Here is a 24,724-nt window from a genome sequence, read left to right on the forward strand (position 1 = left end):
CAATACCATTCTAAAGCAATAAAAAATATCGCTTCAGGGACGTATGAAAAAAAAGCAAAGTATAAAATGGAATTTTAAAATGTACTTAATCCCAGATTCAGTTGTTTCTGGAATTCTTCAAAATATTGCGCGAGATGGAGACCGTCTGCCAAACCGTGATGCGCTTCTATAGAAACCGGAAGAAACTTCTTTCCTTCTCTGATACTGAATTTTCCGAAGGCGATTTTAGGAATGCATTCTTTAGGATCAAAATTTGTAGGATGCAGCAGTGCGCTGAAAGATGTCCACGGAATGGATGTATGTCGGATATGATTGATAGGCAAACCATCATTGCTGATTCCCAGTCCTGTAGAATTTTGTACGTTTTTTACCTGTTCCTGAAGTCTTTCATTGAAAATATCAAAATCTTCAGAAAAATGAAAGAATGAAAATCCAAAAGTTCCGTCTTCTCTGCCAATCGTGCTTCCCACATGAACCTCATCATATAAAATCACCTCATCATTTACAATTCTCAGTTTCAGGGCATCTACAGAGTTTACGGCAATCATAGATCTGTAAAGATATGCCGCAAAAAACGACTGTTTATTTTGTTTTGCCTCATCATAAGCTTTGGTACAGTCTACTTCAGAAGTAAATCCGAAATAAGGGCTTTTCATTTTAGAAAAAAATTCGAAATGCTCCTTCCTGTTCCAGCTTTCAATATCTATAATCTTCACTACTCTATTTTTTGCAAATGTCTGTAAGTTTTATCAATTATAAAAGTTCTGAAGAAATAAATGTAGTCTGCAACGTATTTTTGTACAGGATTTGCAGTAAAAACTTCAAATTATTATTCAACAAAACGATTGGAAATGAAGGAAAAGACAGGATTTATCGGATTGGGAAATATGGGACATCCGATGGCAAAAAATTTAGAAAAAGCAGGAATTACACTGTCGGTTTATAACAGAACGCCCGAAAAAGCGGAAGATTTTAAAGAAAAATCTGTTGTTTGCGATACCGTTGAGGATGTAGTAAAAAACAGTGATATTATTTTTACAATGCTTACCAATGACGATGCAGTGAAAGACGTTTATCAGAAAATTCTTTCACTTGATATTTCGGAAAAGCTTTTTATTGATATGAGTACGATTTCGCCTGAAATGACGGAAGAAATTTCGAGTGCGGTAAAAATTAAAGAAGCAGGTTTTATTGATGCTCCTGTTGCAGGAAGTACAAAACCTGCCGCTGAAGGAACATTACTGATTATGGCAGGTGGAGAGGAAAAAGATCTTAAAAGAGCCGAGCCTTATCTGCAAAAGCTTGGAAAAAGCATTAAACATTTAGGAGAAAACGGAAAAGGGATTGCCGCGAAGCTTTCGGTGAACTATTTTCTTTCAGCGATTTATCAGGGACTTGCAGAAACGGTGCTGTTTTCGGATAAACTGGGAATCGACCGTAAAGATATGCTTGAAATCATTAATGAAAGTGCAAGCGGGAGTGGCGCTACCAAAGTAAAAACGCCGCTTTTAACAGAAGAAAATTACGATCCCGCTTTTGCTTTGGATCTGATGCTGAAAGATATTCTTTTGGCTAAAAATGCAGGGGCAGATTTTCCGCTGTCTGAAGCTTTAATTAAAACCTACCAATCTGCTCATGATGAAGGTTTTGGAAAGGATGATGTGATCGGAATCATTAATTATCTAAAAAAATAGCTCAACAAAAATCTTCTGAAAATATATCGTCTTCAATTATTTTTATGTTGAATTTTTCAATTGTGGTCGGGTTTTTGAATAAACAAGAGTAATTAAAATTCAGTTTTAACAGAAATCAATCACTAAATATAATATTATGTCAACAGAAAATCTTACCCACACAGAAGCGGTTAAAAAAATTAAGGAATTATCTGAAAATGCAAGAATCTGTATGTTTTGTACGGAATTGGACAAACTTCCTATCAATTCGCGTCCGATGTCGCTTCAGGAAACCGATGACGAAGGAAATCTTTGGTTTATCAGCGGAGATACAAGCAACAAAAACTTTGAAATAAGAGACGATAAAAGAGTGCAGTTGTTTTTTATGAATAATTCTGATTACGAATATCTTTCGGTTTACGGAGATGCTACCATCTACAAAGACAAATCGACGATTGAAGACAAATGGTCTCCTATGGCAAAAGCATGGTTTGAGGAAGGAAAAGATGACCCGAACGTATCGATAATCCGTGTACAGCCAAAAGAAACCTATTACTGGAATACGAAAGCCGGAAAACTGGTGAGTCTTTTCAACTTTGTAGCGGCAGCAATTACAGGCAATACGACTGATAATTCTGATGGCGTTGAGGGAACAGCAAAAGTATAATTACTTTCTATACAAAAACAAAAAGCAGCTTTATGAGAGCTGCTTTTTAATTGGTATTTTTTGATTATTTTTTAATGAATTTTTTACTTTTCGAAAATTCACCGTTAATGTTTGATACGGTAAACGCGAGAATATAATTTCCGGGCTGTAATGATGAAAAATCTAATTTCAGCTCATTTTTACCTCTTGAAAAATTGGTTTTGTCTATTTTTTTAACAATTCTGCCGGATACATCTAGAATCTCTACACTTACGCCGGAAGTCTGAATAAGATTAAAGTTTACTTTTGCTTCATCCGCTATAGGATTGGGCGAAATGGTAAGATTGCTGAACTGACCTCCAGTCTCAAAACTTACATCATCCACTCCCAGTGTTCCTGCTACAAAAATATTTGCGGTTGCTGTATAACCTGCTGAAGTACTTCCCGAAACAGTCATAAGTTCAGAAGCATAAGAATCACTAAAAACCATATCATTTGTGTTTGTAACAGAATTTGTTCCGCTAGTCGCATAATAAGTATTTACTGTTGTATTGGTTGCATCGGGAAACGCAAGTTGGGTTGTCAGTAAAAGGTTGTTGGAAGCATCATAGATCTGCACATGGATATGGGTAGCGCGGGGAGTATACCATCCCGGATAGATAGATGTAAAGGTTACCTGTCCGTTTGCATTGGTATACTGAATGCCGCGAAGCCAAGTTTGTCCAGTAGTGTTCTGTGTTCCGTCAATTCCCGGCTGTCCGGAATAAGCGGAATAATATCCTCTTTTGTTACAATGCCAGATATCTACACGGTATCCCGATCCTACTGCAAGGCAATTGTTATTGGTATTCAGAACAGTTATCGTAAGAGTAAGCGCAATACCGGTTTGTGTTCCTTCGGTAATATTTGTTCTTACTAAGGTAGAAGTACTTACACTGCTTGGTGTAGGATACGGACCTGCCGTTTCCGAAGCTGTTGCAGTACAGGATAAAAGATCCTGATTAGAAGGTTCATCCATGATGTCTTCCATAATATTCTTACCGGTGAATGCCATTAACGGAACAGATGCTCCTACGATACCGATACTTTTTAGAAAGTCTTTTCTTTTCATGTGTGTTATTTTAAAATTAGTATAATGTGCAGACAAATAAAAAAAAGAGATTAAAGGCAGATAATTCTTTCCTTTAAATTCTACTTTTTTAATTCTACAAATATATTAAAATTTATCATATTTTTAAATATTTATCAATTTTTAATATTATTATCATAATAAAAACAATACATAATTGAATTTTATTATTAAGAAAACCTACAATCATTGAAATTTGCAAAATTATTTTATTGATTTGTTTATCTTGTTTTTACGTCAAATTATTAATTTAAAATTAACAACTGAGCATTCACTGTTTTTTTATTACAGTTAAAAATTCTTCACAAATCCTATTCCTACATTTCCTTTCTGATAGTAAGGCATCATCATTGCCTGAGATTTTTCCGGATTTCCGCCTAACAGTTTATTGATTTTCGGATAAAGCCAATATGCGAGTTCGGTAGATAAAATCCCGAATCCTGCGCCACCGATTACGTCTCCGAACCAGTGTTTATCGTTCAGCATTCGATATACTCCTGTAAAAACAGCTAAAGAATACCCCGAAATTCCCAGCAAAAGATTGTGGTCTTTATATTCCCTGAACATAAACTGCGCCGATGCAAATGCAATGGCTGTGTGTCCGGAAGGAAAAGAAAGCCTGTTGGAATGATCCGGTCTTTCTTCTTTTACGGCGTGTTTCAGCGGAATGGTGATGGCAGAAGTGATCATCATGGAAGTTCCGTAGATAATGCTTCTGTCCCTGAAATTATGTTTTCCTTTCACTCCGAAAGCATTGAGTCCGTAAACCAAAACTGCGGGAGCAAACTGGGTGTAGTTATCTAGTTTGATATGATCCGGTTTATGTTCGCTAATTTCGTATTGTGTGGAAGAATTCAGTGTTTTTAGTTCGTCAATACTCAGACTGGCAATTCCATAGGAAATAAGTACGGTAGGAACGATAAGCTTTTTATAGCTGAACTGATGGATCTTATCTTCAGGAAGGCTTTTCAAAACCATTACAGAATCTGCATTATTCTGAAACCGAAGACTGTCTGTTTCCTGAGCGTAGATAGATTGAAAACTACTTACAACTAAAAACAATCCTGCAAAGAATTTTCTCATAAGACAAATGATTTAATGGTCAAAAAAAAATAGATTTGTATTTCCTCTCAAATATAAAGGAATTACAGATAGTACTAATTCAAAAATTTAAAACTAAGCTTAATTCTTATCCAAGCTAAATAAAAATAACCCACACAAAAATGTATGGGCTAAATTGATTATTTTAAATAAGGTAATGCTTTATCCATTAACAACGATTCCTCCATTGGGATGAAAAACCTGTCCTGTAAACTGAGCTGCCTCTTTACTTGCCAGAAAAAGAAAACTGGTGGCAATTTCTTCTGGCGTAGCATTTCTTTCAAAAGGTGGCTTATTTTTATCCTCCTTTTCCTCATCAAAGGTTTCTTTGGTTAAAGGTGTTGTTACCGGTCCCGGAGCAACCGCATTCACACGGATTCCTTTAGGTTTTGCCTGCAATGCCAGAGATCTTGTAAAAGAAACAATAGCACCTTTCGTTGCCGAATAATCCAACAGTTTAGGATGTCCCTGATACGCCGCTGCCGATGTCGTATTAATAATGGAACTCCCCTCTTTCAGATACGGAAAGACAACTTTGGTTAACAAAATCATTCCGATGATATTTGAATTGAATGTTGTCCGGATATTTTCCTCTTCGAGTTCTTCGATGCTTTTTGAAGGAAACTGGGTTCCTGCATTATTCACAAGAATATCGATTTTTCCGAATTCTGAAATTACTTTTGAGGTTACCTCTTCACAAAATTCATAATCATTAATATCCCCTTTGAAAACAGAGCATTTTCTGCCCAGATTTTTAATTTCTGACTTTGCTTCGCGGGCATTTTTTTCATCCGAATGATAAATGATCGCAATATCTGCGCCTTCTTCAGCAAAAAGCAGGGCTACAGCTTTTCCGATTCCGCTGTCGGCTCCTGTGATAAGGACGGTTTTACTGTCTAATTTCAATTCCCTCATTATTTTAAAATTAAAAGCTGGTTGATTTCACTTTTAAAACAGCCTAAAATAAATTCGGTATAGTACAACTGAGCATTCAGTGCCTGTGTTTTTGGGTGAAGTTCCAGTTTTTTAGTCAGTACAATTTCTCCTTTGTACGAGAAAGAAAAGTAGGCAAAAATTTTATACGAGGAATTACGGATCGGCGTACAATATCCCGTTGTCGCAATAGACCAGTCGGATTCGAAAAATTTGGCGACATTTAAAGCCATTGTTTCTGCAATATTTTCCGACACGCAGTCGCATTCTTCGGCTTCGGTCTGGTCTACATTCAGAAGTCTCACCTTTTCGGGTAAAGTGTAGGTGGTCATTCCGCCTTTATAAAACAATGATGCATTGGGCATTTGTGAAAAGGCAAGCTGTAAACAGCCGGAAGTAACGCTCTCTACCACAGAAATGGTTTCATCAGCGGTTATGAGCGACTGACTGATGTAATCTAAGAGGTTTTTTTGAAATTCCATAATCTTTACTATTTTAAGTGGTTGTGGTGTGTATAAAATCTCTGTCTGTGCAGATCAAAATTTATTATGCATTTCTTTCAGCTTCAAGCTCCCATACTCTGTGGTTGGCAATGGCTTCCGTAAATTTATGGTCGGGATCAGAATCTTCCCAGTTTACAATGGCAGGATCTTCATGCTTTTTCACTGCGACATTGCTGCTTTTATAAATTGCTTCTGTGCCTTCCCCAAAATAAATTGCTTTGCAGTGTTGATACGCTTCATTGATGAAATGCAAAACTTTGTGTTTGTTTTCTGCGTTCATAAGCTCTTTGGCTGCCTCTTCTCCCGCTCCGATAAACAAGGCATCAAAACATACGCTTGCCGTGCTTGTAAGAGAATGTTTCGGTGTTAAAGCATCTCCTTTATCTGTCTTTACCGGAGCCAAACTTGGTGCGATAATTTCTACAACTGCATTCTGATCTTCCAGTTTATTTTTTAAATCATTTATAATGCCAAAATCTGCTCCACTGGCAACAATAAAGCCTATTTTTCTTCCCTGAATTGTATTTTTTACAGTATTTGCCATACTCAGGGCTTCAGAAGCTCTTGTATGGGCTTCTCTTTCTTCACTTTGCAGATCTGCAGGGTTGCTGTCTGCCGGAAGACTCTGGTTTGGAAATTCCAGATCTTTTACCTCAATGCCTACTTTTGAAGCAACATTCTGCGCCAGAGATTTATCAATAAAATTAAGCTGTCCGACCACTCTTTCCCGAATTTCCGGAATGGTAACTTTCGACAGTTCAAAAATCAGGGCGTTCTGAAGATGTGTTTTTTCATAATCGGACTGGCTGTTGTAAAATAATTTTGCCTGAGAATAATGATCTACAAAACTTTCGCTTCGGGCTCTTATTTTTGTTCCTGAAACTCTTTCCTGATGTGAAGTAAATCCTCCTTCCGACATCATTGCCTGAAAAGGACATCCTCCTCCGATAGAATTGGGTTCGTAGCTTACTTTTCCTTTTACGATCTGCTGTCTCATGTGTCCATCGCGCTGGTTGTTGTGAACGGTATTTACAGATCTGTTGATCGGAATTTCATGGAAATTGGGCGAACCTAATCTTGAAAGCTGTGTATCTGTGTAGGAAAATAGTCTTCCCTGCAAAAGGGGATCGTTGGAAAAATCGATCCCCGGAACCAAATGTCCCGGATGAAAAGCCACCTGCTCTGTTTCTGCAAAGAAATTATCCGGATTTCTGTTTAATGTTAAGGTTCCGAAAATTTCTACCGGAACTTCTTCTTCAGGAATAATTTTCGTAGGATCGAGAAGATCAAAATCAAATTTATCTTCGTCTTCTTCGGGAATTAATTGTACTCCGAAATCCCATTCCGGAAAATTACCGCTTTCGATGGATTCCCAAAGATCTCTTTTGTGAAAATCCGGATCTATTCCCGAAATTTTCTGCGCTTCGTCCCAGGCTACGGAATGTACTCCCAATTTCGGCTTGAAATGAAATTTTACAAAATGGGCTTTTCCTTCATCGTTAATAAATCTGAAGGTATGAACGCCAAAACCTTCCATTCTGCTGAAACTTCTCGGGATTGCTCTGTCGCTCATCACCCACATAATCATGTGCATACTTTCGGGCATCAGAGAAATAAAATCCCAGAAGGTATCATGCGCAGAAGCAGCCTGTGGAATTTCGTTGTGTGGTTCCGGCTTTACGGCATGTACAAGATCCGGAAATTTAATGGCATCCTGAATGAAAAAAACAGGCATATTGTTTCCTACGAGATCGTAGTTTCCTTCTTCTGTGTAAAATTTTATGGCAAAGCCTCTTACGTCCCGAGCTAAATCTGTACTTCCTTTGCTTCCTGCAACGGTAGAAAATCTTACGAAAACCGGCGTTTCTCTGTCTGTTTCTGTTAAAAATTTAGCTTTTGTATATTTTTTAAGGCTTTTTTTCAGCCTAAAAACGCCATGCGCTCCTGATCCGCGTGCATGAACAATTCTTTCAGGAATTCTTTCATGATCAAAGTGGGTAATTTTTTCTCTCAGAATAAAATCTTCCAGTAGAGTGGCTCCTCTTTCTCCTGCAGTAAGGGAATTCTGGTTATCATTTATTTTAAGTCCCTGATTGGTTGTAAGTTTTGTATCGTCATTTGATGTGGTGTGCGACGCGAGCTGATCCAGCTTATCATTCGTCGTTTTTTTGTCTTTCATAATTTTACTATTTTGTGGTTTATCTTTTTCAAGATGGCTTGTGTGTATCTTTAGAAGTTTCTTTTAGTTCTTCCTTTTTCATTTGGTCTGAAGCATCCATCAGTGCATTTTCTGCAAAATAAATGTCTTTAATTGCTGAAATAAAGAACCTGTGAAGCGAAGAATTCTCCATTTCATTTTCATTCACTGCTTTATTTTCTGTCTGCCTGCTTTTTTCAGATGCAGATGATGGATCTGCGGCGTTACTTTTATCTTTATTATCTGTGGTTTTGGATATCATAATTTTTTTGGTGTTTGATGTTCATTAAAGATTACCTTCCTTCATAATGGCAAATAAAGAGGTAATCCGGAAGAGCATTATGTATTAAACACTCACCCGAATCCTGATCTGATAACATTCAGGATCCTTCTATTTTCTTATTTGAATTTGATTTAAAGTATCTACCCGATCAGCTTTGAAAGTGTGACCTGTAAATATCCAAAGTAATGTAAGTGAAACAGATAATAAATTTACAACTGAAAATGTGTCGTTTTTATGACTTCAGTCATATTGATCTGATTAATATAAAATTTTTCGGCTTTCTATTTTTAAACTGCCTTCTTTTTCCATTTTTTTAAGGGTTCTGATCACCGTTTCTACGCGTAATCCGGTAAGATTGGCAATCTGCTGTCTTGTAAGATCCACATGAAAACACTGTTCGCAGTCTCCTTCATGATAACTTTTAAGATAATCCAGCAGACCTTTCAGCCTTACAGCAGGATTCTGGGAAGACATATTCTGCAGCATGATCGCTTTAAAATACAATCTTTGTGAAAGGCAGGAATTCATTTCCAGAGAAATTTTCGGATTTTTTTCCAAAAGGTTCATGAAATTTTTCTTTGCAAGCCTTATGATTTCTACATCCGTCATACAGATTGAATTCATTACATAGAATTTTTCCAGAAAAAGCATCGGATCTCCAAAACTCTGTTTTTCTCCTAAAATATTATGAATAAACTCTTTGCCTTCTTCATTATAGCTGTTTTGCTTTACTTTTCCTCTGATAATCTGATAGTAATATAAGGCATGATCTCCTTCTTTATAGATTATTTCCTTTGCTTTATAAAACCTATCTTCTGCTCCGAATGTATATAATAATTCAGGATCAATATTCATGCAGCTTATAGTTTTCATATTTTTAGAATTTTAACAATTCTTCTACAAAAAAAAGACCACAGATTCTATATTTAATACAATATTTTCCGTTTTCTGATTTTTACAGTCTGTTTTCTCTCATGAACTTACTCGTTTGGATGGCAGTTTCACATAAGTTCAGCCATCTGTTGTCTCATAAACGGTGCTGAGTTTAACCTTTCCTCTGATGAGGTGATGATAATAATTGGGATGGCTTCCTTCAATAAATCTGCTTTCCGAAGGTTTGTAGTCTTTGATACTGGCTCCTACCGAATGCAAAATTTCTTCTTTAATAATCATATAAATTATTTTTAATATTTCTTTAATTATAAAGCATTCTCAGTAGAAATAAAATTGGAAATACATTTTATATATGCAAAATCGCACCCAAAATTTATTTACGATTTAAGAATACTCGATAAAAAATATTGTCTTCAGAATAAAAATTCATTATTCAAGTTAAACCCGCTTCTTAATCTGAAAACGGGTTTTTCATTTAATTATGTGAAATTTATTTTGCCGTTTTTGTACTGTCTGCCTCCTTTCCTGTGGAACGTACCCTTGTACTGTCTGCCAAAGGAATGGAATCATTAGACATTGTTGTGGTTGCATTAACAGAAGAATCCGTTATCGTGGCAGAATCATAGCCGGAACCGGAATCGGAAGTTGTTGAGTTTTCTTTTTTCTGACAACTCCATACAAGAAGCCCAAGAAGGGCAATTGACAGGATACATTTCATAATATTATATTTTAAGTGGTGTGATCTTTCAAAAGTAGGATAATATTATGTTAAGTGTTTATGACCTTCGTCATAAGAAAAATTGATACTCAAATGAAAATCTGAGAATTATATGAAATTAATGATTAAATAGGCTTAAACCAATTTTAAGTCTAAATAAATTTATTCAAAAGATTATTTGCTGTCCGGAACGAAATTTTTTCTTGCCAGTTCTTTTCTTACACGGCTTAAGCTTTCAGGAGTAATTCCTAAGTAAGAAGCGATCATCCACTGTGGAACCCTCAGCAACAGATCCGGATACATTTTAATGAACTTCATATAGCGCTCTTCCGCAGTTTCCGCAAGAAGGGAATTAATTCTGTCCTGAAGGCTTTTAATATGTTTTTGAAGAAGAATATCACTTTTTTCGAGGCTGTCGGGGAATTCTCCGATCAGTTTGTTGATGAAATCCGGATGCAGCAAAAGTACTTCCGAATCTTCAACGGCTTCAATGTAATATACCGATTTTTCGTTAAAATAAAGACTGCTTCGGTCTGAAGTAAGCCAGCTTTCCGGCGCAAACTGAATGATATGCTCTTTCCCGTTTTTATCGATGGAATACATTTTCAAAAGTCCTTTTTCTACAAAATAAATATATCTGCAGACTTCCCCGTATTGTAAAAGAAACTGATTTTTCTGCACTTTTTTTACTTCATAATGCAGACTGCACATATTCACTTTTTCTAAAGGAACATTTAAAACTCTTGCTAAATAATTATTGATATTCGTCATTATATAATTTGGTCTACCGATATACTCTGGTGTGAAGCGTTATTAATGGCTTTTCCGTTTTCTATCACAATAAGTTGCGGACTTTGGTGCGTTACTCCCAAATCTTCTGCGATCTTATTGGAAATCGGTCTGTGAGCCAGCAAATCTAAGTAATATAAATCTATTTTCTGATCCAGATTTTCTATTTCTTTTTCAAAATTTCTCAACACGGTTTTGCTGATGAAGCAACTTGTTGAATGTTTGAATATTGCAATCTTATGCTGAAAAGAATCCTGTATGGCTTTTTCCAGATCCTCGTTAGATTCTATCTTTTTCCAGAACGATTTCTGCTCCGAAGCGTCTTCTTTTCCGCCAAATATTTTGTCAAAAAAACTCATGTCCCAAATTGTTTTAAGTGATGATCCAGATGTTTATATTCTAAAAATCCCCAGTCTTTTTCTTTCATCCGTCCGAAAAGCTCATGATGACGGGGTAAATTTCCGTTTTCAAAATTAATACGGTAATCGCATAGTGTTTTCAGAAGGTTTTCTTTTTCTGCATCAAAATCACACTCAAAATTAACAATAAGTTTTTGAAAAGTCGGCATATTTCGGGGAATTCCGTTATTAAAAATTTGCATTTCTATTTTTGTGAAAATTCCTATCCCGCGAAAAAGCATATTCACATGAGGAAGCTGTAATTTTTTCTGCGGAATCAACAGTACATCACTGCAATGCCTCATCATCTGGCTGACATTCATTTTCCCCCATTTTTTTGGCGAATTTTCTTTCAGGCAGGAAATCCTGTTTATAATTTCCTTAAAATCTTCAGGATTATGGAGACTTTTCTTTACCAACCTTTTTCTTTCTTCAGATTTTCGATGTGTGCAAAATGATGATTACAGTGCCATGCGTACAACGCAAGATAACTCCTCAGATTATAGTTTTTATTGTGTTCCGGATGATGAAAAGTTCTTTCAAACTGTTTGTTGGTCATGCTTTTTAACAGAGCCGTCCATCTCTGGTGAGTGCCTTTCAGCATTCTCATGGCGGGTTTTACTGAGATATTCTGGCTGTCCTGAAGTTCTGCCCATTTTGCTTCGTCATAAGGTCTTATCGTAGGATTTTCTTCCGTAAGAGCGAGTTTCAGGCGCATAAAACTGTTGATATGACTGTCCGCAAGATGATTAACCACCTGTCTTACCGTCCATCCGCCTTCTCTGTATTGGGTATCGAGCTGATCGTCGCTGAAATCTTCGATCAGATTTTTCAGTCTTCCCGGAAAATCTTTAATAACTTTAATATATTCATCAAGCGTTATATCGCAGATATTTTCAGGCTGTTTAAACTGACCTATCGGAAATTTCTTTTGTTCTAAGTTGCTCATCTTTAATTATAATTTTTAATACGCTAAACAGAATAACAGCGTCTTTATCTTTTAAATAGTATAACATTCTGTTTTTATAATTGTCCTCTCTTGAGAAAATCATAAAATGATGGTGATATTGTTTTAATTCCAGATCTTCAAACAAAATTTCTGTCTTATTAAATCTGATTCTGTCTTCAGCAATTTCAATTCCTGAAATGCTGAATTTTTCATTATTCTTAAATCTTGAATAATAATTCCTTGTAATATCGCGAATAAATTTATCCCACAATTCATCAATAATATCGCAATATAACTGATGTTTTTCGTCTAATTTTCTTCTGTAAAAAAGTTTGAAATTAATTTTAAGTTCCCTTCCCGATTTATTTTGGATAAAAATTAAATATTCTCTGCCAATATAAAACTTCAAACCTCTTATAAAATGAATACCATAGCGAATTCCGGCAATATCTTCTTTTTTAATAATCGTAAATAAATCATTGTTTTGATCTTTATTTTCAAATTTTATAAAATTATCGTCAATAATTAATGATCTTTTCCGGTTATCCAACAATCCGCGAACAATGGTAAATTCTTTCATAAAATGCCGGTTTGTCTGAAATTATTGTTCAGACTTTTTTTGAATATTAGTTTTTGTAAATTTATTAAAATTTAAAGAAAACTGAACATGAAAAAGAATTAACCAATGAAAATCTTTGATTTTCTTCTTATGCGATCTTATGCGGTAAAATTCCTCTGTCACTCTGAATGGAATTTGCGCAGCATTATGCAATGAAGAATCTATTAAAAACGTTGTGATTTGAGATCTTTCGGCTTCACTTCGTTGCGCTCAAAATGACAAATAAGACAAAAGATTTGGGTCTTTATTAAAAGTTAACAAGCGTAAGAAGAAAAGAGCACAACATTTTTTAAAAATCTTTGATCTTTTACTTTTGAGCACTTTTTATTGTTCTTAAATTTTGCTTTGTTATTCGCTTTTGTGGTTAAATAAAAAAAGCCTCAATTTTAAAATTGAAGCCCTGTATTTTATTAATAACCGTGCAGATTAACATCCTCCGTTCTCTGCAGAGTCACTTTCCTTCCCATTTTCTTTTGGATTACGCGGAAATGCTGCAATTCGTCATCCGTTAAAATAGTAATCGCCGTTCCCTTTTCATTGGCACGTCCTGTTCTTCCGATTCTGTGAATGTAATCCAAAGGCGAACGCGGCAATTCGTAGTTAATGACGCACGGCAAAGATTCTATGTGGATTCCACGACCGATCAGGTCTGTAGCAACCAAAATCTGAGCTCCGTTCGATTTAAATTCTTCGAGATTATTTCTTCGCGCTCCCTGCGATTTCTGACTGTGAATGGCAACTGCTTTTATTTTGTTTTTCTTTAATTTTTCAACCAGATTATCTGCTGCCCTTGTTGAAGACACAAAAATCAAAGCTTTCTCCACCCTTTTTTCTTTGATTAAATAGCGTAAAAACGGCCCTTTATTTTCCGGAGCTACATGATAAGCCAACTGTTCGATATTGTCTATTTCAACTTCCTCTTTTTTGATCTCAACAATCGTCGGATTGATGGATAAACGCTCTTTCATCTCAGAAACTTTATCATTCAAAGTGGCAGAAAACAAAGTTGTCTGTCTAGCAACAGGCATCATTGCGAAAAGCTTATTCATTTCTTCACCAAAACCTAATTGAAACATTTTATCCGCCTCATCAATCACCAGATGCTGAATTCCGGAAATGCTCAACGCGTTATGATCGATCAGATCCAATAAACGACCGGGCGTAGCGATGAGAACTTCAACCCCGAATAATCCTTTCATCTGCGGATTGATGGAAACACCGCCATAAACTGCCATGGTACGAACTTCACGCTTTAAATTATCTGTAAAAGCCCTGAAAACCTCATCAATCTGAATCGCCAGTTCACGGGTAGGAACTAATATAAGAACCTGAACATTACGGTCTTTTTTAACCTCCGTGTTTTGCAGTTTTTCTAAAATAGGCATCACAAAACAAGCCGTCTTTCCCGAACCGGTCTGTGCAATTCCCATCAGATCTTTTCCCTGCAAAATAACGGGAACAGCCTGTTCCTGAATGGGGAAAGGTTTCAGATACCCCAGTTTTTTAACGGAACGAATAATATTGTGCGATAATCCTAAAGATTCAAATGACATAAAAAATTTAATTTTTGCAAAGATAAGTTATTAGAATTTGGTTTTGCGCTTATTTGTTGGCAATCACAAACACGCCAGAATTTATGTGCGATAAAAACAGTTGAAAATTTTTGAAGTTCTTAAGACTAAAAACAACATAATTTGTAAAAACAGCCAGCAACTTTACGATTACCAGAAATTAAATCAAACCTCTGTCAAAAAATTATTGAACAAAATGCCGATTTGTCCGATAATTCTGTTTTGGACAATTTTTTGAAGCTAAGAATTTGTAGATTTATCAAAAATTTCGAGAATTTTAAATATGAAAAAAGCGTTAATAATCGTAGATGTGCAGAATGATTTTTGTGAAGGCGGAGCTTTGGCAGTTCCGGGAGCTAATGAAGTAATTCCTTACATCAATGCTCTGATGGAAGAAAACGAATACGATCAGATAGTACTTACTCAGGACTGGCATCCTGCAGATCATAAAAGTTTTGCCAGCAATAATGGCAGAAAAGTAGGCGAAAGCATTATTTTAAATGGGGTTCCGCAGTTTATGTGGCCAGATCACTGTATTCAGGGAACTTTCGGGGCAGAATTCCATAAAGATCTTAACAGAGATAAAGTAACCCACATCGTACAAAAGGGTAAAAATGTAGAAATCGACAGTTACAGCGGTTTTCAGGACAATAATCATTTCATGAAAACAGGTCTGGACGATTTTTTAAAGTTTCATGACATCCAGTTGGTGGAAATCGTAGGTCTTGCTATGGATTACTGCGTAAAATATACCTGTACCGATGCGGTATCCAATGGTTATGTAACCTGTCTTCACTTCAACGGAACACGTGCCGTAAATGTAAAGCCGGATAATGGAAGAGATGCCATTTATGATATGATTCAGAAAGGGGTTACGGTTTTAGGTTAGTTTTCAAACACAAATTGCACTAATGCTTTTTGACAAATAGTACATATTAAACTTAATAATGAAGTTGTTTGAAGTAAAAGAGTTTGCTCCTTTAGGAGCAGAATCTGTGTAGAAATAAGAATAAATCCGTCAATCAATCCATAGGATTGATATCTTAAATACGATACATTTTCTAAAGATAGCGTTCCTACGGAACGCAGAATGCCTTGCGAATATGGTGTCTACACAGATAAAACTCTATAGAGTTTTATACCATTTTACTTTAAACAACTTTAATATAACTATCGCAAAGACGCAAAACAAAATATTCTTTAAATACGGTCTTTTCTTAAGGCGCAAAAATTTTATATACGATAAAATTAAGCATTAATCCTTCTTGAAAAGCGCTTTAAAGATTGGAGACTAATAAAAATCCTGCGTCTTTGCGCTTTCCAACAAGAATATTTTATTGATAAAAAAGTTAAAACAAGCTCATTTTGATATTCGTGTAAATCCATTCGTGACATTCGTGTTAAAGCAAAAAAAGACGCTGAAAAAAAAATTCAACGTCTTTTTATTTTTATCTTAAAATTTACTTCAAAATTAAAGCATTTTAAGATTATTCACTTCCTGCTCTGTAAGGATTCTCCAGTGTCCTCGCTTGATGTTCTTCTTCGTTAATCCGGCAAACATTACTCGGTCTAAGGCTTCCACTTCATATCCTAATCTCTGGAAAATTCTTCTGATAACACGGTTCCATCCGATGTGGATTTCGATTCCCACTTCATTTTTCGGTTTTCCTTCGATGAACGAAATCTGATCTACTTCGGCAACTCCTTCATCCAAACGGATTCCTTCCGCAATAAGTTTCATGTCTTCGTGTGTAAGCTTTTTATCCAGCGTAACGTGATAGATTTTTTTTGCATCAAAAGACGGGTGTGTCAGTTTTTTCGTCATGTGGCCGTCGTTCGTTAAAAGAATAACTCCGGTTGTAGAACGGTCTAATCTTCCTACCGGAAAAACTCTGTACGGTGAAGCGTTTGCTACAAGATCCATTACTGTTTTTCTGGCTTTGTCGTCTTTTGTGGTAGAAATATACCCTTTTGGCTTGTTAAGAAGAACGTAAACCGGCTTTTCGGGTGTAATATTCTGTCCGTCGAAAACCACTTTATCCGTTTTCTGAACCTGATAACCCATTTCTGTTACCACTTTTCCGTTCACTTCCACCAGACCTTGCGTGATCAGCTCATCGGCTTCTCTCCTGCTGCAGATTCCGGAATTGGCGATGTATTTATTCAGACGGATGGTGTCTTTATGTACATCTTTCTCAATTTTATTCAGTCTTCTTTTCTGTACAAAAGATTTATTCTTATCTTCTCTGTTTTCTGTTCCGGGTCTTCTTCCGTATTTCAGGCTGCCTCTTTCGTATTTATCTCTTGTATCAAAAGTATTGGGTCTGCTTCCGCCTCTTTTCGGGGCAGATTTTCCGAAAGATTTTTTTTCTTCCCCTGAACTGGTTATGAAAGGCTCTTTTTCAGTCTTTCCGTATTTCTTATCCATTCTGTCCTGATAGCTCGTACCGCTTCTCTTCGAGTCTGAATTTCTCTCTCCTGCTTTCGGGAAAGATTTTTTAAAAGGTTTTGATTCTGAAGAATTTCCAGATCTGGAAGCACGAGAATTATCAGAATTTTTCTTGGTTGAAATTCTTGGTCTCTTTGGTCGTTCTGAATTATTATTATCTCTGCTCATTCTAAAAATTTCTGCAAAGATAGTATATTTAATAACGAGTTAAAAATTAAGAATCATAACTTTGCAATATAGTTTTACATTTAACCCTACAGAAAATCTGAAAATGATAACAATATTAAACGATAATTTTTCTCAATTAAACGACTTCTTACACGAAAAATCTTTCAGCAAAATCTTTATTCTGGTTGATGAAAATACGCATGAATATTGTCTCCCTATCCTTTTAGGAAATATGGAAACGGATCTTGGCTTTGAAATTCTGGAGATTGAAGCCGGTGAAGAGATGAAGAATATACAGACGGCAAACCAGCTTTGGGAAATTCTTACGGAAATGCAGGCAGACCGAAAAGCTCTGGTTATTAATCTCGGCGGCGGCGTTATTACGGATATGGGAGGTTTTGTAGCGTCTACTTATAAAAGAGGAATACAGTTTATTAATATTCCGACCACACTTTTATCGATGTGTGATGCTTCTATCGGGGGAAAAACAGGGATTGATCTGATGCATTATAAAAATATGGTGGGAACTTTTACTTTTCCTGAAAAAATCTTTGTCTATCCTAAATTTCTTGAAACTCTTCCCTTCAAAGAATTAAGAAGCGGATTTGCCGAAATGCTGAAACACGGATTAATTGCCGATAAATCTCACTGGGAAAATCTCACCCAAATTAATAAACTGGATATTGAAGGCGTAATTCCGCATATTCAGACGTCGATGGATATTAAACAGAATGTTGTTCAGGAAGATTTTCACGAGAAAAATATCAGGAAAACGCTCAATTTCGGCCATACGATCGGTCATGCCGTAGAAAGCCTGTGCTTAAGTCAGGGTAACCCTATTCTTCATGGCGAGGCAGTTGCTATGGGAATGATTACGGAAGCGCATCTTGCTTATCTTGAAGGTTTAATTTCTGAAGAAGACACTATGATTATTATCGAAAGCATTCAAAAATATTATCCTTACCTTGATATCAGCGATTTTAATGATGAAGCTATTTTTGATCTTTTGCTGAACGATAAAAAAAATACAGACAGCAAGATCAATTTCTCGTTGATTACCGGAATTGGTGCGTGTAATTTCGATCATCAGTGCAGCCTGAAAAACATCACGGCTTCTTTGGACTTTTACAGAAAACTGAATGATGTTTCTCTTTAATTTTTGAAAATTCTGATAAAAATCTAACTTATTTTCAGTATAATTCAGAATTTAGATTATTTCTAAACAAATGTTTAATTAAAAATTTAAATTACTGAAATTCAAATCACTAAAATAAAATCCGTTTGTTTTTACAGGCGGATTTTTCTATGACATTTATCATAATCTGTTTTTTGGCAAGCAATTTGAAAGATACTCTCCGTCAAACGAAAAAATTGACAGTAGTAAAATTTAAAATTAGAAATAGTAAAAATTAAAAAATTAAAGTTATGAAAAAGTTAATTTTAGGAGTAGCACTTACAGCTGGTTCATTAGCATTCGCTCAGACGACGGGTTCATCTTCAAGCCCGGTAAGATTTGGTATCAAAGGTGGGATGAACGTAGCTTCTCTTTCTAAAGATGCAAGTCTTGAAGATCAAAAATCTAAAATCGGATTTAACGCAGGTGTTTTTGCAAACATTCCTTTAGCAAGTTCATTCAGTGTTCAGCCGGAGGTTTTATATTCTCAGTACGGAGCTAAAGTAAAAAGTGTTGATGAAGTTACAGTTCTTAATACAACAACAAGAAACGTTGAATCTTTTTCAACTCACTTAGATTACATTGCTGTACCGGTAATGTTCCAGTATAACTTCGTTCCAAACTTTTACGTTGAAGCAGGTCCTGAATTCGGATTTCTGGTAAGCGCAAAAAATAAAGGAGACAGAACTACAACTGTAACCAATGCTTCAGGAACAACAACTTCTTCTGCAAGCTATACAGATGATATCAATAAAGACAACCTAAACACATTTAACTTCGGTATTGGTTTAGGAGCAGGATATTATTTCACAGATAACTTAGGTATTACTGCAAGATACGTTGCGGGTGTTACAGACGTTGCTAAAGACAGACCAAGCGGTTCTGATGCAACAAGAAACAACACATTCCAGGTTGGTTTAGCTTACAAATTCTAAGAAGCTGATTCACTAAAACAATTTTGATTTCAATACATAAAAAGGTCAGGTTTCATCATGAAGCCTGACCTTTTGATTGGATAATACGATATCATTCAATACATAATAATTCACTCCAAAAATTGTGAATTATTAACATTTAAAACTTCATAAAATCCCTTTTGGCAAGCATTTTGCAAATTAACAAGTACCTGAAAGAAATTTTCAGGGCACAAAAAAGTAGTAAAATTTAAATGTAAAATTATGAAAAAGTTATTTCTAGCAATGGCAGTAACAGGAGGAGTATTTGTGTTTGCACAGGAAGTAAAAACAAAAGCTACCCCACCAGTAAAAATGAAGGAGCCTGTAAGATTTGGTATTAAAGGAGCGGCAACCGCTTCCCAATTCAGCGAACAGGAACTTACAGCCAAAAACCAGAAAATAGGATTTAATGCAGGTGTTTTCGTAAATGTACCATTATCTGAAAAGTTTGCATTACAGCCGGAAGTTTTATACAACCAGATGGGTGCAAAAAGTGTACTTTCCGATACGGAAGTTACCACAGGAGCTACAACCGTAAGAACCAAGCAGGATTACAGCACTACACTGAATTATATTTCCGTGCCGGTAATGCTTCAGATGAAACCTACTGACAATTTCTATGTAGAAGCAGGTCCGGAAGTAAGTTATTTCGTAGACGGTAAAAACAAAGGTGAACAGACTATTGCCACAACCACTGCGGGAACAACCACTACACAGACTTTATCAGCTTCCGAAAGTATTAATAAAGACGATATTAAGAAGTTCAATTTAGGTTTTGGAGTCGGTCTGGGATACTATTTTACCCGTAATTTGGGAATTAACGCGAGATATGTTAACAGTCTTACCCATATTTACAACAATTCTGATGCAGTAACCGATGCTCAGAAAAATGTAAACACAAACAGATCATTTCAGCTAGGTCTGAACTATAAGTTTTAAATAAAAAACAATTTTTGATTTCATAACAAAGATCAGGTTTCATCATGAGGTCTGATCTTTTTCTTTTTATTAAATTTGCAGCACTTTAATAATAAACATTCATAAAAATTAATAGACTATGAAAAAGATTTTTCTAGGACTTGCAATTACAGCAGGTACATTTTCATTCGCACAGGAAAAAGCAGCAGCTTCAGCTTCACCGGTAAAATTCGGAGTAAAAGCGGGACTTAACGTATCTTCTATTAACGACAACGATTCTAAGGCAAAAGCAGGATTCTACGGAGGTTTCTTTGCAAACATTCCTGTAGCAAGTTCTTTTAGCGTACAGCCGGAAGTTTTGTATAACGGAATGGGTGCTAAAGACAAAACTTATTCTTCTGTAAAGCTTAATCTGGATTATATTTCAGTTCCTGTAATGGTTCAGTACAACGTTCTTCCGGATTTATATGTTGAAGCTGGTCCACAATTCAGTTTTGCAATCAGCCAGAAATTAAAAGGAGACGGAGGTTCTGTAGATGTAGATCAAGCATTCAAAGGTTTTGATCTTGGCTTAGGTCTTGGAGCAGGATACTATTTTGAGCAAAAATTCGGAATTACGGCAAGATATGTTGCAGGACTTACGGATATCGCAGAAAACAATACAGGTGATGCAGTAAGAAACGGCGTTTTCCAAGTTGGTGTAGCGTATAAATTCTAAGCAATTTAAAACAGAATAAAAAATGTCAGACTTAAAATTTAAGTCTGACATTTTTCTTTTTTCAGGAATATTTTAATTGAATAATTCTACCTCCTCTCCTTTTCCTACAGGATATTCTTCCGTGAAACACCCGAAACAGTGATTGGCAGAGCCTAAAATTTCTTTCAGATTTTCAACGCTTAAGAATTCAAGAGAATCTACTCCTAAGTAATCTCTAAGTTCTTCCGTAGACATATTGGCAGAGATCAGATCGTCTTTCGACGGCGTATCGATTCCCAGATAACAAGGAGCGATAATCGGCGGAGAAACGCTTCTGAAATGAATTTCCTTCACGCCTGCATCTTTAAGAATTTTAACAAGTCTTTTTGAAGTGGTTCCGCGTACAATGGAATCATCAATAATCACGACTCTTTTATCTTTAATCTCGGAAATAATAGGATTCAGTTTCAGGTTCACTACCCTTTCTCTCATTTCCTGAGTCGGTACAATGAAACTTCTTCCGATGTATCTGTTTTTAATTAAAACCGGACGGAAAGGAATTCCCGAAGCCTTGGAAAAACCAATGGCAGCCGGAACTCCGGAATCCGGAACTCCAATCACAACATCTGCTTCCACAGGAGCCTGATGCCAGATTTTTTCTCCAGATTTTTCCCTGATTTCGTACACATTAATATTTTCTAAAGTAGAATCGGGTCTTGCAAAATAAATATATTCAAAAGAACATATTCTCTGCTTTCCTTTTTCTTCATCTACCATGTAAGAATGAAGTTTTCCGGGTTCGTTTTCATTGGTATAAATAATTTCTCCCGGTAAAATATCACGAACATACTGCGCTCCTACTGCATCTAAAGCCACAGATTCTGAAGCAACAACATAAGAGTTTTCATTGATTGCTCCCAAAACCAAAGGACGGATTCCGTTGAAATCTCTGAACGCAAAGAATTTATTTCTCGTCATCCCGACAACCGAATAAGCACCTTCAATTTTCTCCATGGTTGCTTTAATGGCTCCGCGAAGTCCCAAATCAAGGTTCTTCTGAATTAATCTTAAAATAACCTCAGAATCGGACGTCGCTCTGAACACGACCCCTTCCGCTTCCAGTTCCGTTTTCAGTTCTTTGGCATTGGTTAAATTACCATTGTGCGCAATGGAAAGGATAATCTGGTCGTATTCGTTTTTCGCGAAAAACGGCTGAAAATTATATTTCTTTTTGTCTCCTGCAGTCGTATAACGTGTGTGTCCGATCGCAGAATTTCCCATAAAAGTTTCAGGATCGTTGATCTCTTTATAAACATCCAAAACCAGACCTTCATCTTTCATATTGGTAATTTTCCCGTTTTTAAGAACAGAAATACCACAAGCTTCCTGACCTCTGTGCTGCAATGCAAAAAGACCGAACTGTGAAAGAGAAAACGTATCCAGATCATTATCAGAATACATTCCGAAGATTCCGCACTCCTCGTTCGGAGCGTCTAATTTTTCTTCTTCCTGTGTTCTGAAGAGATTTCTTCCGTAGGTTTGGGTTTCAAATTGTTTTAAATATTCACTTTTATGAATGTCTAAACTTTTCATTTCTATTTTTTCTAAATTTTGATGGTGGAAGCCGGGAGCTCGAAGTCTGAAGTTCACAACAAAACCATTGCCTATTCAGATAAACTTCCAGCTTCCAACTTCTGGCTTCTGCCCTAGTAATTATTTAGCAAGTACCGTTTTCAGTCTGTTATAGATCTCAACGTAAGCTTCGGTAACTTCACCAAGATCTCTTCTGAATCTGTCCTTATCCAGCTTCTTCATCGTATCTTTGTCCCAAAGTCTGCAGGTATCCGGAGAAATTTCGTCTGCAAGGATGATCTCGCCGTCTGCAGTTTTTCCTAATTCAATTTTGAAATCCACTAAGATGATGTTCATTTTATCGAAAAGATCGATTAAGATTTCGTTGATGTCTGAAGTTAATTCATACATTTCATCAAGCTCCTCATACGTTGCAGCTCCTAAGAATACTGCGTGGTGATCGTTAATTAGCGGATCTCCCAATTCGTCTTTTTTGTAGCAGATATCGAAGATGGTAACCGGAGATTTAATTCCTTCTTCCACTCCCAGTCTCTGCGCCATACTTCCTGCCGAATAGTTTCTTACCACCATTTCCAAAGGAATGATGGATACTTTTCTTACCAACTGCTCTCTTTCGTTCAGTTGTTTAATGAAATGAGTCTTAATCCCTTTTTCATTCAGATATTCAAAAATAAGAGTCGTGATCGCGTTGTTCATCTCTCCTTTAAGATCTACGGATCCTCTTTTCTGAGCATTAAATGCAGTGGCATCGTCTTTGAAACGTACCACTACTTCATTAGGATTATCGGTTGCAAAAACCTGTTTTGCCTTACCTTCGTACAACATTTCTTTCTTTTCCATTTTCTAAAATTACTTTTATTAGATTTATATTACTTAATTAAAATTCCTGTTAAAACTGCCATTCCAAAGCTCAGAAGGGTTCCGATGAGAACGTATTCGGTTAATTTCCTCTGCTTTGCCTGAGCAAGATCACTAAATCTGAAAACAGATTTTGCGGCGACCATAAAACCTACGCCTTCCCAATGATTAACCACAATAAAGGTGAAAACCAATAAACGTTCTAAGATCCCGATATATTTTCCGGCGCTCGATAAAGATTCGGTTTGTATGTTATTCTGAGTTTCGGGAACCGGAGTCCACGAAGACAATAATATCTTGATAAAAATGGAAGCCGGTGTCGTTAAAAACAAAGCTGCCATGATGATTTTTAAAATTTCCTGATTTTTTAAAAAGTCAAAATTAAATTCATTAAAATAAAAGGAAATTCCTGCGATCACTGCAATATGTAAAGCCTGATCGATAAAGAACCATGATTTTTTAGATTTTGCTGTCTGAAAACTAAGCTTCGCAGAGTCAATAATAAAATGTGAAACTCCAATCAGAAAGGCGATCCACCACAATTCGGTGTTCCAGAGGAAAATAAAACTCAGAATAGTGTGGATGAGAACATGAAGGTACAAATATCTGCTTTTCAGCTTTTTGTTTTCCTTCTCTGCAACCCATGAATTTGGCTGAAGAATAAAGTCTCCAAATAAATGCGCCAATATGAGCTGAATAAAAACCATGCTTACAGTTCGGATATTTTTTTTCTGAAATATTGATTGGTTTCTACGATCAGTTCATAGTTTGCACGCTTCAGTCTCTGGCTTACAGAAGATTGTGAGATGGCAAACTTTTTCGCAAGATCTTCCTGCGTGATGTCTTTATTCATAATCATCTCATGAATAATTTCTGCATTGGCAACCGTCCAGGAATCAAAATCTTTGGAAGACCATTTCAGCAGAATATTAAGATCCCGGTCTACGGAATCATTGGATGTTTTGATGGAAACGGTATGTCCGTCATTTTTCAGATCATTCAGAAGTCTTCCGGAATGCACATAAGCCGTTCCGTTGGATTCGGTGATTTTTTCAGATGAAAAATTTTCTTCGCCAATACCGATGGCAATTCTTACGTCTAAATTTTCCTGACTTTTTATAAGTGATTTTATGGCGAGAAAACGCCAGAATACATCGTCTATTTTACATTTGAACTGAAATTCGTCGCCTCTGTAGATTTCCCATGTACCGGGAGCGCTTCCCCAATGTTCGAGAAGATTTTTAAGCTTGGTGATCCAAACCTCTGTTTCCGCGTGCTGCGAATTTATAATATCTCCGGTAATGACCGCTATCATTCTGCAAATATAAGCATTATTACTTATAAATAAAAAATATAAGCAGAAACACTTATAGATAATGATTATTAGTGAATCTGCTTATATCTATACCTTATAATTGACTGCATTTTTGAATCTGTAACAGAAAATTTCAGAAATTGACCAGCAAAAAAGTAAAAACACACTGAAAATGTGTACAGAAATAAGATTT

28 protein-coding genes are annotated in these 24,724 nt (G+C 36.1%); 7 read left to right on the top strand and 21 right to left on the bottom strand.

The annotated features are described in order from the left end of the window. Positions 1-74: 74 nt before the first annotated feature. Positions 75-716 (bottom strand): chloramphenicol acetyltransferase, encoded by a 642-nt coding sequence (locus H6W52_RS14895; protein ID WP_116099464.1) that lies wholly within the window; start codon positions 714-716, stop codon positions 75-77. Positions 717-851: 135 nt separating this feature from the next. Between H6W52_RS14895 and H6W52_RS14900 the strand changes: the two genes are divergently transcribed. Together H6W52_RS14900 and H6W52_RS14905 are read left to right on the top strand one after the other, a co-directional pair. Next, a complete protein-coding gene (locus tag H6W52_RS14900) occupies positions 852-1,694 on the top strand; it encodes an NAD(P)-dependent oxidoreductase (RefSeq protein ID WP_116099484.1) in 843 nt (280 codons plus the stop codon). A gap of 136 nt (positions 1,695-1,830) precedes the next feature. Beyond that, positions 1,831-2,340, top strand: a complete 510-nt coding sequence (locus H6W52_RS14905) for a pyridoxamine 5'-phosphate oxidase family protein (protein WP_116099463.1) — start codon at positions 1,831-1,833, stop codon at positions 2,338-2,340. Between the two features lie 64 nt (positions 2,341-2,404). Here H6W52_RS14905 and H6W52_RS14910 read toward each other — a convergent pair whose 3' ends face one another. The 15 genes from H6W52_RS14910 to H6W52_RS14980 all read right to left on the bottom strand — a co-directional run bounded on the left by H6W52_RS14910 (position 2,405) and on the right by H6W52_RS14980 (position 14,385). Beyond that, positions 2,405-3,430, bottom strand: a complete 1,026-nt coding sequence (locus tag H6W52_RS14910) for a T9SS type A sorting domain-containing protein (RefSeq protein ID WP_157967273.1) — start codon at positions 3,428-3,430, stop codon at positions 2,405-2,407. A 309-nt stretch (positions 3,431-3,739) separates the two neighbouring features. After that, positions 3,740-4,531 carry a phosphatase PAP2 family protein gene (locus H6W52_RS14915; protein WP_228457583.1) on the bottom strand — a complete coding sequence of 264 codons (792 nt, stop codon included), beginning with the start codon at positions 4,529-4,531 and terminating at the stop codon, positions 3,740-3,742. Positions 4,532-4,711: 180 nt separating this feature from the next. Beyond that, positions 4,712-5,464 carry an SDR family oxidoreductase gene (locus tag H6W52_RS14920; RefSeq protein WP_185216779.1) on the bottom strand — a complete coding sequence of 251 codons (753 nt, stop codon included), beginning with the start codon at positions 5,462-5,464 and terminating at the stop codon, positions 4,712-4,714. After that, a complete protein-coding gene (locus H6W52_RS14925) occupies positions 5,464-5,964 on the bottom strand; it encodes a CinA family protein (RefSeq protein WP_108410906.1) in 501 nt (166 codons plus the stop codon). The genes H6W52_RS14920 and H6W52_RS14925 overlap by 1 nt, the downstream gene beginning before the upstream one ends. Before the next feature lie 64 nt (positions 5,965-6,028). After that, positions 6,029-8,164 carry a catalase gene (locus H6W52_RS14930; protein ID WP_116099461.1) on the bottom strand — a complete coding sequence of 712 codons (2,136 nt, stop codon included), beginning with the start codon at positions 8,162-8,164 and terminating at the stop codon, positions 6,029-6,031. A 28-nt stretch (positions 8,165-8,192) separates the two neighbouring features. Beyond that, complete coding sequence (locus tag H6W52_RS14935) at positions 8,193-8,444, bottom strand: hypothetical protein (RefSeq protein ID WP_116099460.1); 252 nt, start codon at positions 8,442-8,444, stop codon at positions 8,193-8,195. A gap of 279 nt (positions 8,445-8,723) precedes the next feature. Continuing rightward, positions 8,724-9,338 carry a Crp/Fnr family transcriptional regulator gene (locus H6W52_RS14940; protein ID WP_228457584.1) on the bottom strand — a complete coding sequence of 205 codons (615 nt, stop codon included), beginning with the start codon at positions 9,336-9,338 and terminating at the stop codon, positions 8,724-8,726. Positions 9,339-9,476: 138 nt separating this feature from the next. After that, positions 9,477-9,638, bottom strand: a complete 162-nt coding sequence (locus tag H6W52_RS14945; RefSeq protein WP_157967272.1) for a hypothetical protein — start codon at positions 9,636-9,638, stop codon at positions 9,477-9,479. 211 nt (positions 9,639-9,849) lie between these two features. Next, positions 9,850-10,077 carry a hypothetical protein gene (locus H6W52_RS14950; RefSeq protein WP_116099459.1) on the bottom strand — a complete coding sequence of 76 codons (228 nt, stop codon included), beginning with the start codon at positions 10,075-10,077 and terminating at the stop codon, positions 9,850-9,852. Between the two features lie 174 nt (positions 10,078-10,251). Continuing rightward, positions 10,252-10,848, bottom strand: a complete 597-nt coding sequence (locus H6W52_RS14955) for a Crp/Fnr family transcriptional regulator (protein ID WP_076390232.1) — start codon at positions 10,846-10,848, stop codon at positions 10,252-10,254. Continuing rightward, a complete protein-coding gene (gene ytxJ / locus H6W52_RS14960; RefSeq protein WP_116099458.1) occupies positions 10,848-11,225 on the bottom strand; it encodes a bacillithiol system redox-active protein YtxJ in 378 nt (125 codons plus the stop codon). The genes H6W52_RS14955 and ytxJ overlap by 1 nt, the downstream gene beginning before the upstream one ends. Further along, positions 11,222-11,683, bottom strand: coding sequence for a DUF1569 domain-containing protein (locus H6W52_RS14965; RefSeq protein ID WP_194304397.1), 462 nt, complete (start codon positions 11,681-11,683; stop codon positions 11,222-11,224). Before H6W52_RS14965 ends, ytxJ begins: the two co-directional genes overlap by 4 nt. Further along, positions 11,677-12,213 carry a YfiT family bacillithiol transferase gene (locus H6W52_RS14970; protein ID WP_076390234.1) on the bottom strand — a complete coding sequence of 179 codons (537 nt, stop codon included), beginning with the start codon at positions 12,211-12,213 and terminating at the stop codon, positions 11,677-11,679. Before H6W52_RS14970 ends, H6W52_RS14965 begins: the two co-directional genes overlap by 7 nt. Beyond that, positions 12,170-12,793, bottom strand: a complete 624-nt coding sequence (locus tag H6W52_RS14975; RefSeq protein WP_116099457.1) for a hypothetical protein — start codon at positions 12,791-12,793, stop codon at positions 12,170-12,172. Before H6W52_RS14975 ends, H6W52_RS14970 begins: the two co-directional genes overlap by 44 nt. A 449-nt stretch (positions 12,794-13,242) precedes the next feature. Then, positions 13,243-14,385, bottom strand: coding sequence for a DEAD/DEAH box helicase (locus H6W52_RS14980; RefSeq protein ID WP_116099456.1), 1,143 nt, complete (start codon positions 14,383-14,385; stop codon positions 13,243-13,245). A 301-nt stretch (positions 14,386-14,686) separates the two neighbouring features. Here H6W52_RS14980 and pncA point away from each other — a divergent pair, with 301 nt between their 5' ends. Then, positions 14,687-15,292, top strand: a complete 606-nt coding sequence (pncA, locus tag H6W52_RS14985) for a bifunctional nicotinamidase/pyrazinamidase (protein ID WP_116099455.1) — start codon at positions 14,687-14,689, stop codon at positions 15,290-15,292. A 582-nt stretch (positions 15,293-15,874) separates the two neighbouring features. Here the strand turns inward: pncA and H6W52_RS14990 are convergent. Then, positions 15,875-17,020 carry a pseudouridine synthase gene (locus H6W52_RS14990; protein WP_228457585.1) on the bottom strand — a complete coding sequence of 382 codons (1,146 nt, stop codon included), beginning with the start codon at positions 17,018-17,020 and terminating at the stop codon, positions 15,875-15,877. 103 nt (positions 17,021-17,123) lie between these two features. Between H6W52_RS14990 and aroB the strand changes: the two genes are divergently transcribed. The 4 genes from aroB (at position 17,124) to H6W52_RS15010 (ending at position 20,786) form a co-directional block, all read left to right on the top strand. Further along, positions 17,124-18,176, top strand: a complete 1,053-nt coding sequence (gene aroB, locus H6W52_RS14995) for a 3-dehydroquinate synthase (protein WP_116099454.1) — start codon at positions 17,124-17,126, stop codon at positions 18,174-18,176. 269 nt (positions 18,177-18,445) lie between these two features. After that, entirely contained in the window at positions 18,446-19,129 is a 684-nt protein-coding gene (locus tag H6W52_RS15000; protein ID WP_116099453.1) for a porin family protein, read from the top strand. A 243-nt stretch (positions 19,130-19,372) separates the two neighbouring features. Then, a complete protein-coding gene (locus H6W52_RS15005; protein WP_116099452.1) occupies positions 19,373-20,089 on the top strand; it encodes a porin family protein in 717 nt (238 codons plus the stop codon). A gap of 118 nt (positions 20,090-20,207) precedes the next feature. Continuing rightward, positions 20,208-20,786: a porin family protein gene (locus tag H6W52_RS15010; RefSeq protein ID WP_185204523.1), complete on the top strand. Its 579-nt coding sequence runs from the start codon at positions 20,208-20,210 to the stop codon at positions 20,784-20,786. A 72-nt stretch (positions 20,787-20,858) separates the two neighbouring features. Here the strand turns inward: H6W52_RS15010 and purF are convergent, their stop codons facing one another. The 4 genes from purF to H6W52_RS15030 all read right to left on the bottom strand — a co-directional run bounded on the left by purF (position 20,859) and on the right by H6W52_RS15030 (position 24,531). After that, positions 20,859-22,358, bottom strand: coding sequence for an amidophosphoribosyltransferase (purF, locus tag H6W52_RS15015; RefSeq protein ID WP_087710136.1), 1,500 nt, complete (start codon positions 22,356-22,358; stop codon positions 20,859-20,861). Positions 22,359-22,478: 120 nt separating this feature from the next. Continuing rightward, complete coding sequence (purC, locus tag H6W52_RS15020; protein WP_076390242.1) at positions 22,479-23,198, bottom strand: phosphoribosylaminoimidazolesuccinocarboxamide synthase; 720 nt, start codon at positions 23,196-23,198, stop codon at positions 22,479-22,481. Positions 23,199-23,227: 29 nt separating this feature from the next. Continuing rightward, a complete protein-coding gene (locus tag H6W52_RS15025; RefSeq protein WP_116100019.1) occupies positions 23,228-23,923 on the bottom strand; it encodes a DUF3307 domain-containing protein in 696 nt (231 codons plus the stop codon). A 2-nt stretch (positions 23,924-23,925) separates the two neighbouring features. Continuing rightward, the gene (locus H6W52_RS15030; protein ID WP_116100018.1) at positions 23,926-24,531 is read right to left on the bottom strand and encodes a SatD family protein; all 606 of its coding nucleotides are present in this window, start codon (positions 24,529-24,531) and stop codon (positions 23,926-23,928) included. Between the last annotated feature and the right edge of the window lie 193 nt (positions 24,532-24,724).

The organism is Chryseobacterium sp. C2(2020) (assembly GCF_014218915.1).
Classification (GTDB): Bacteria; Bacteroidota; Bacteroidia; order Flavobacteriales; family Weeksellaceae; genus Chryseobacterium; species Chryseobacterium mucoviscidosis.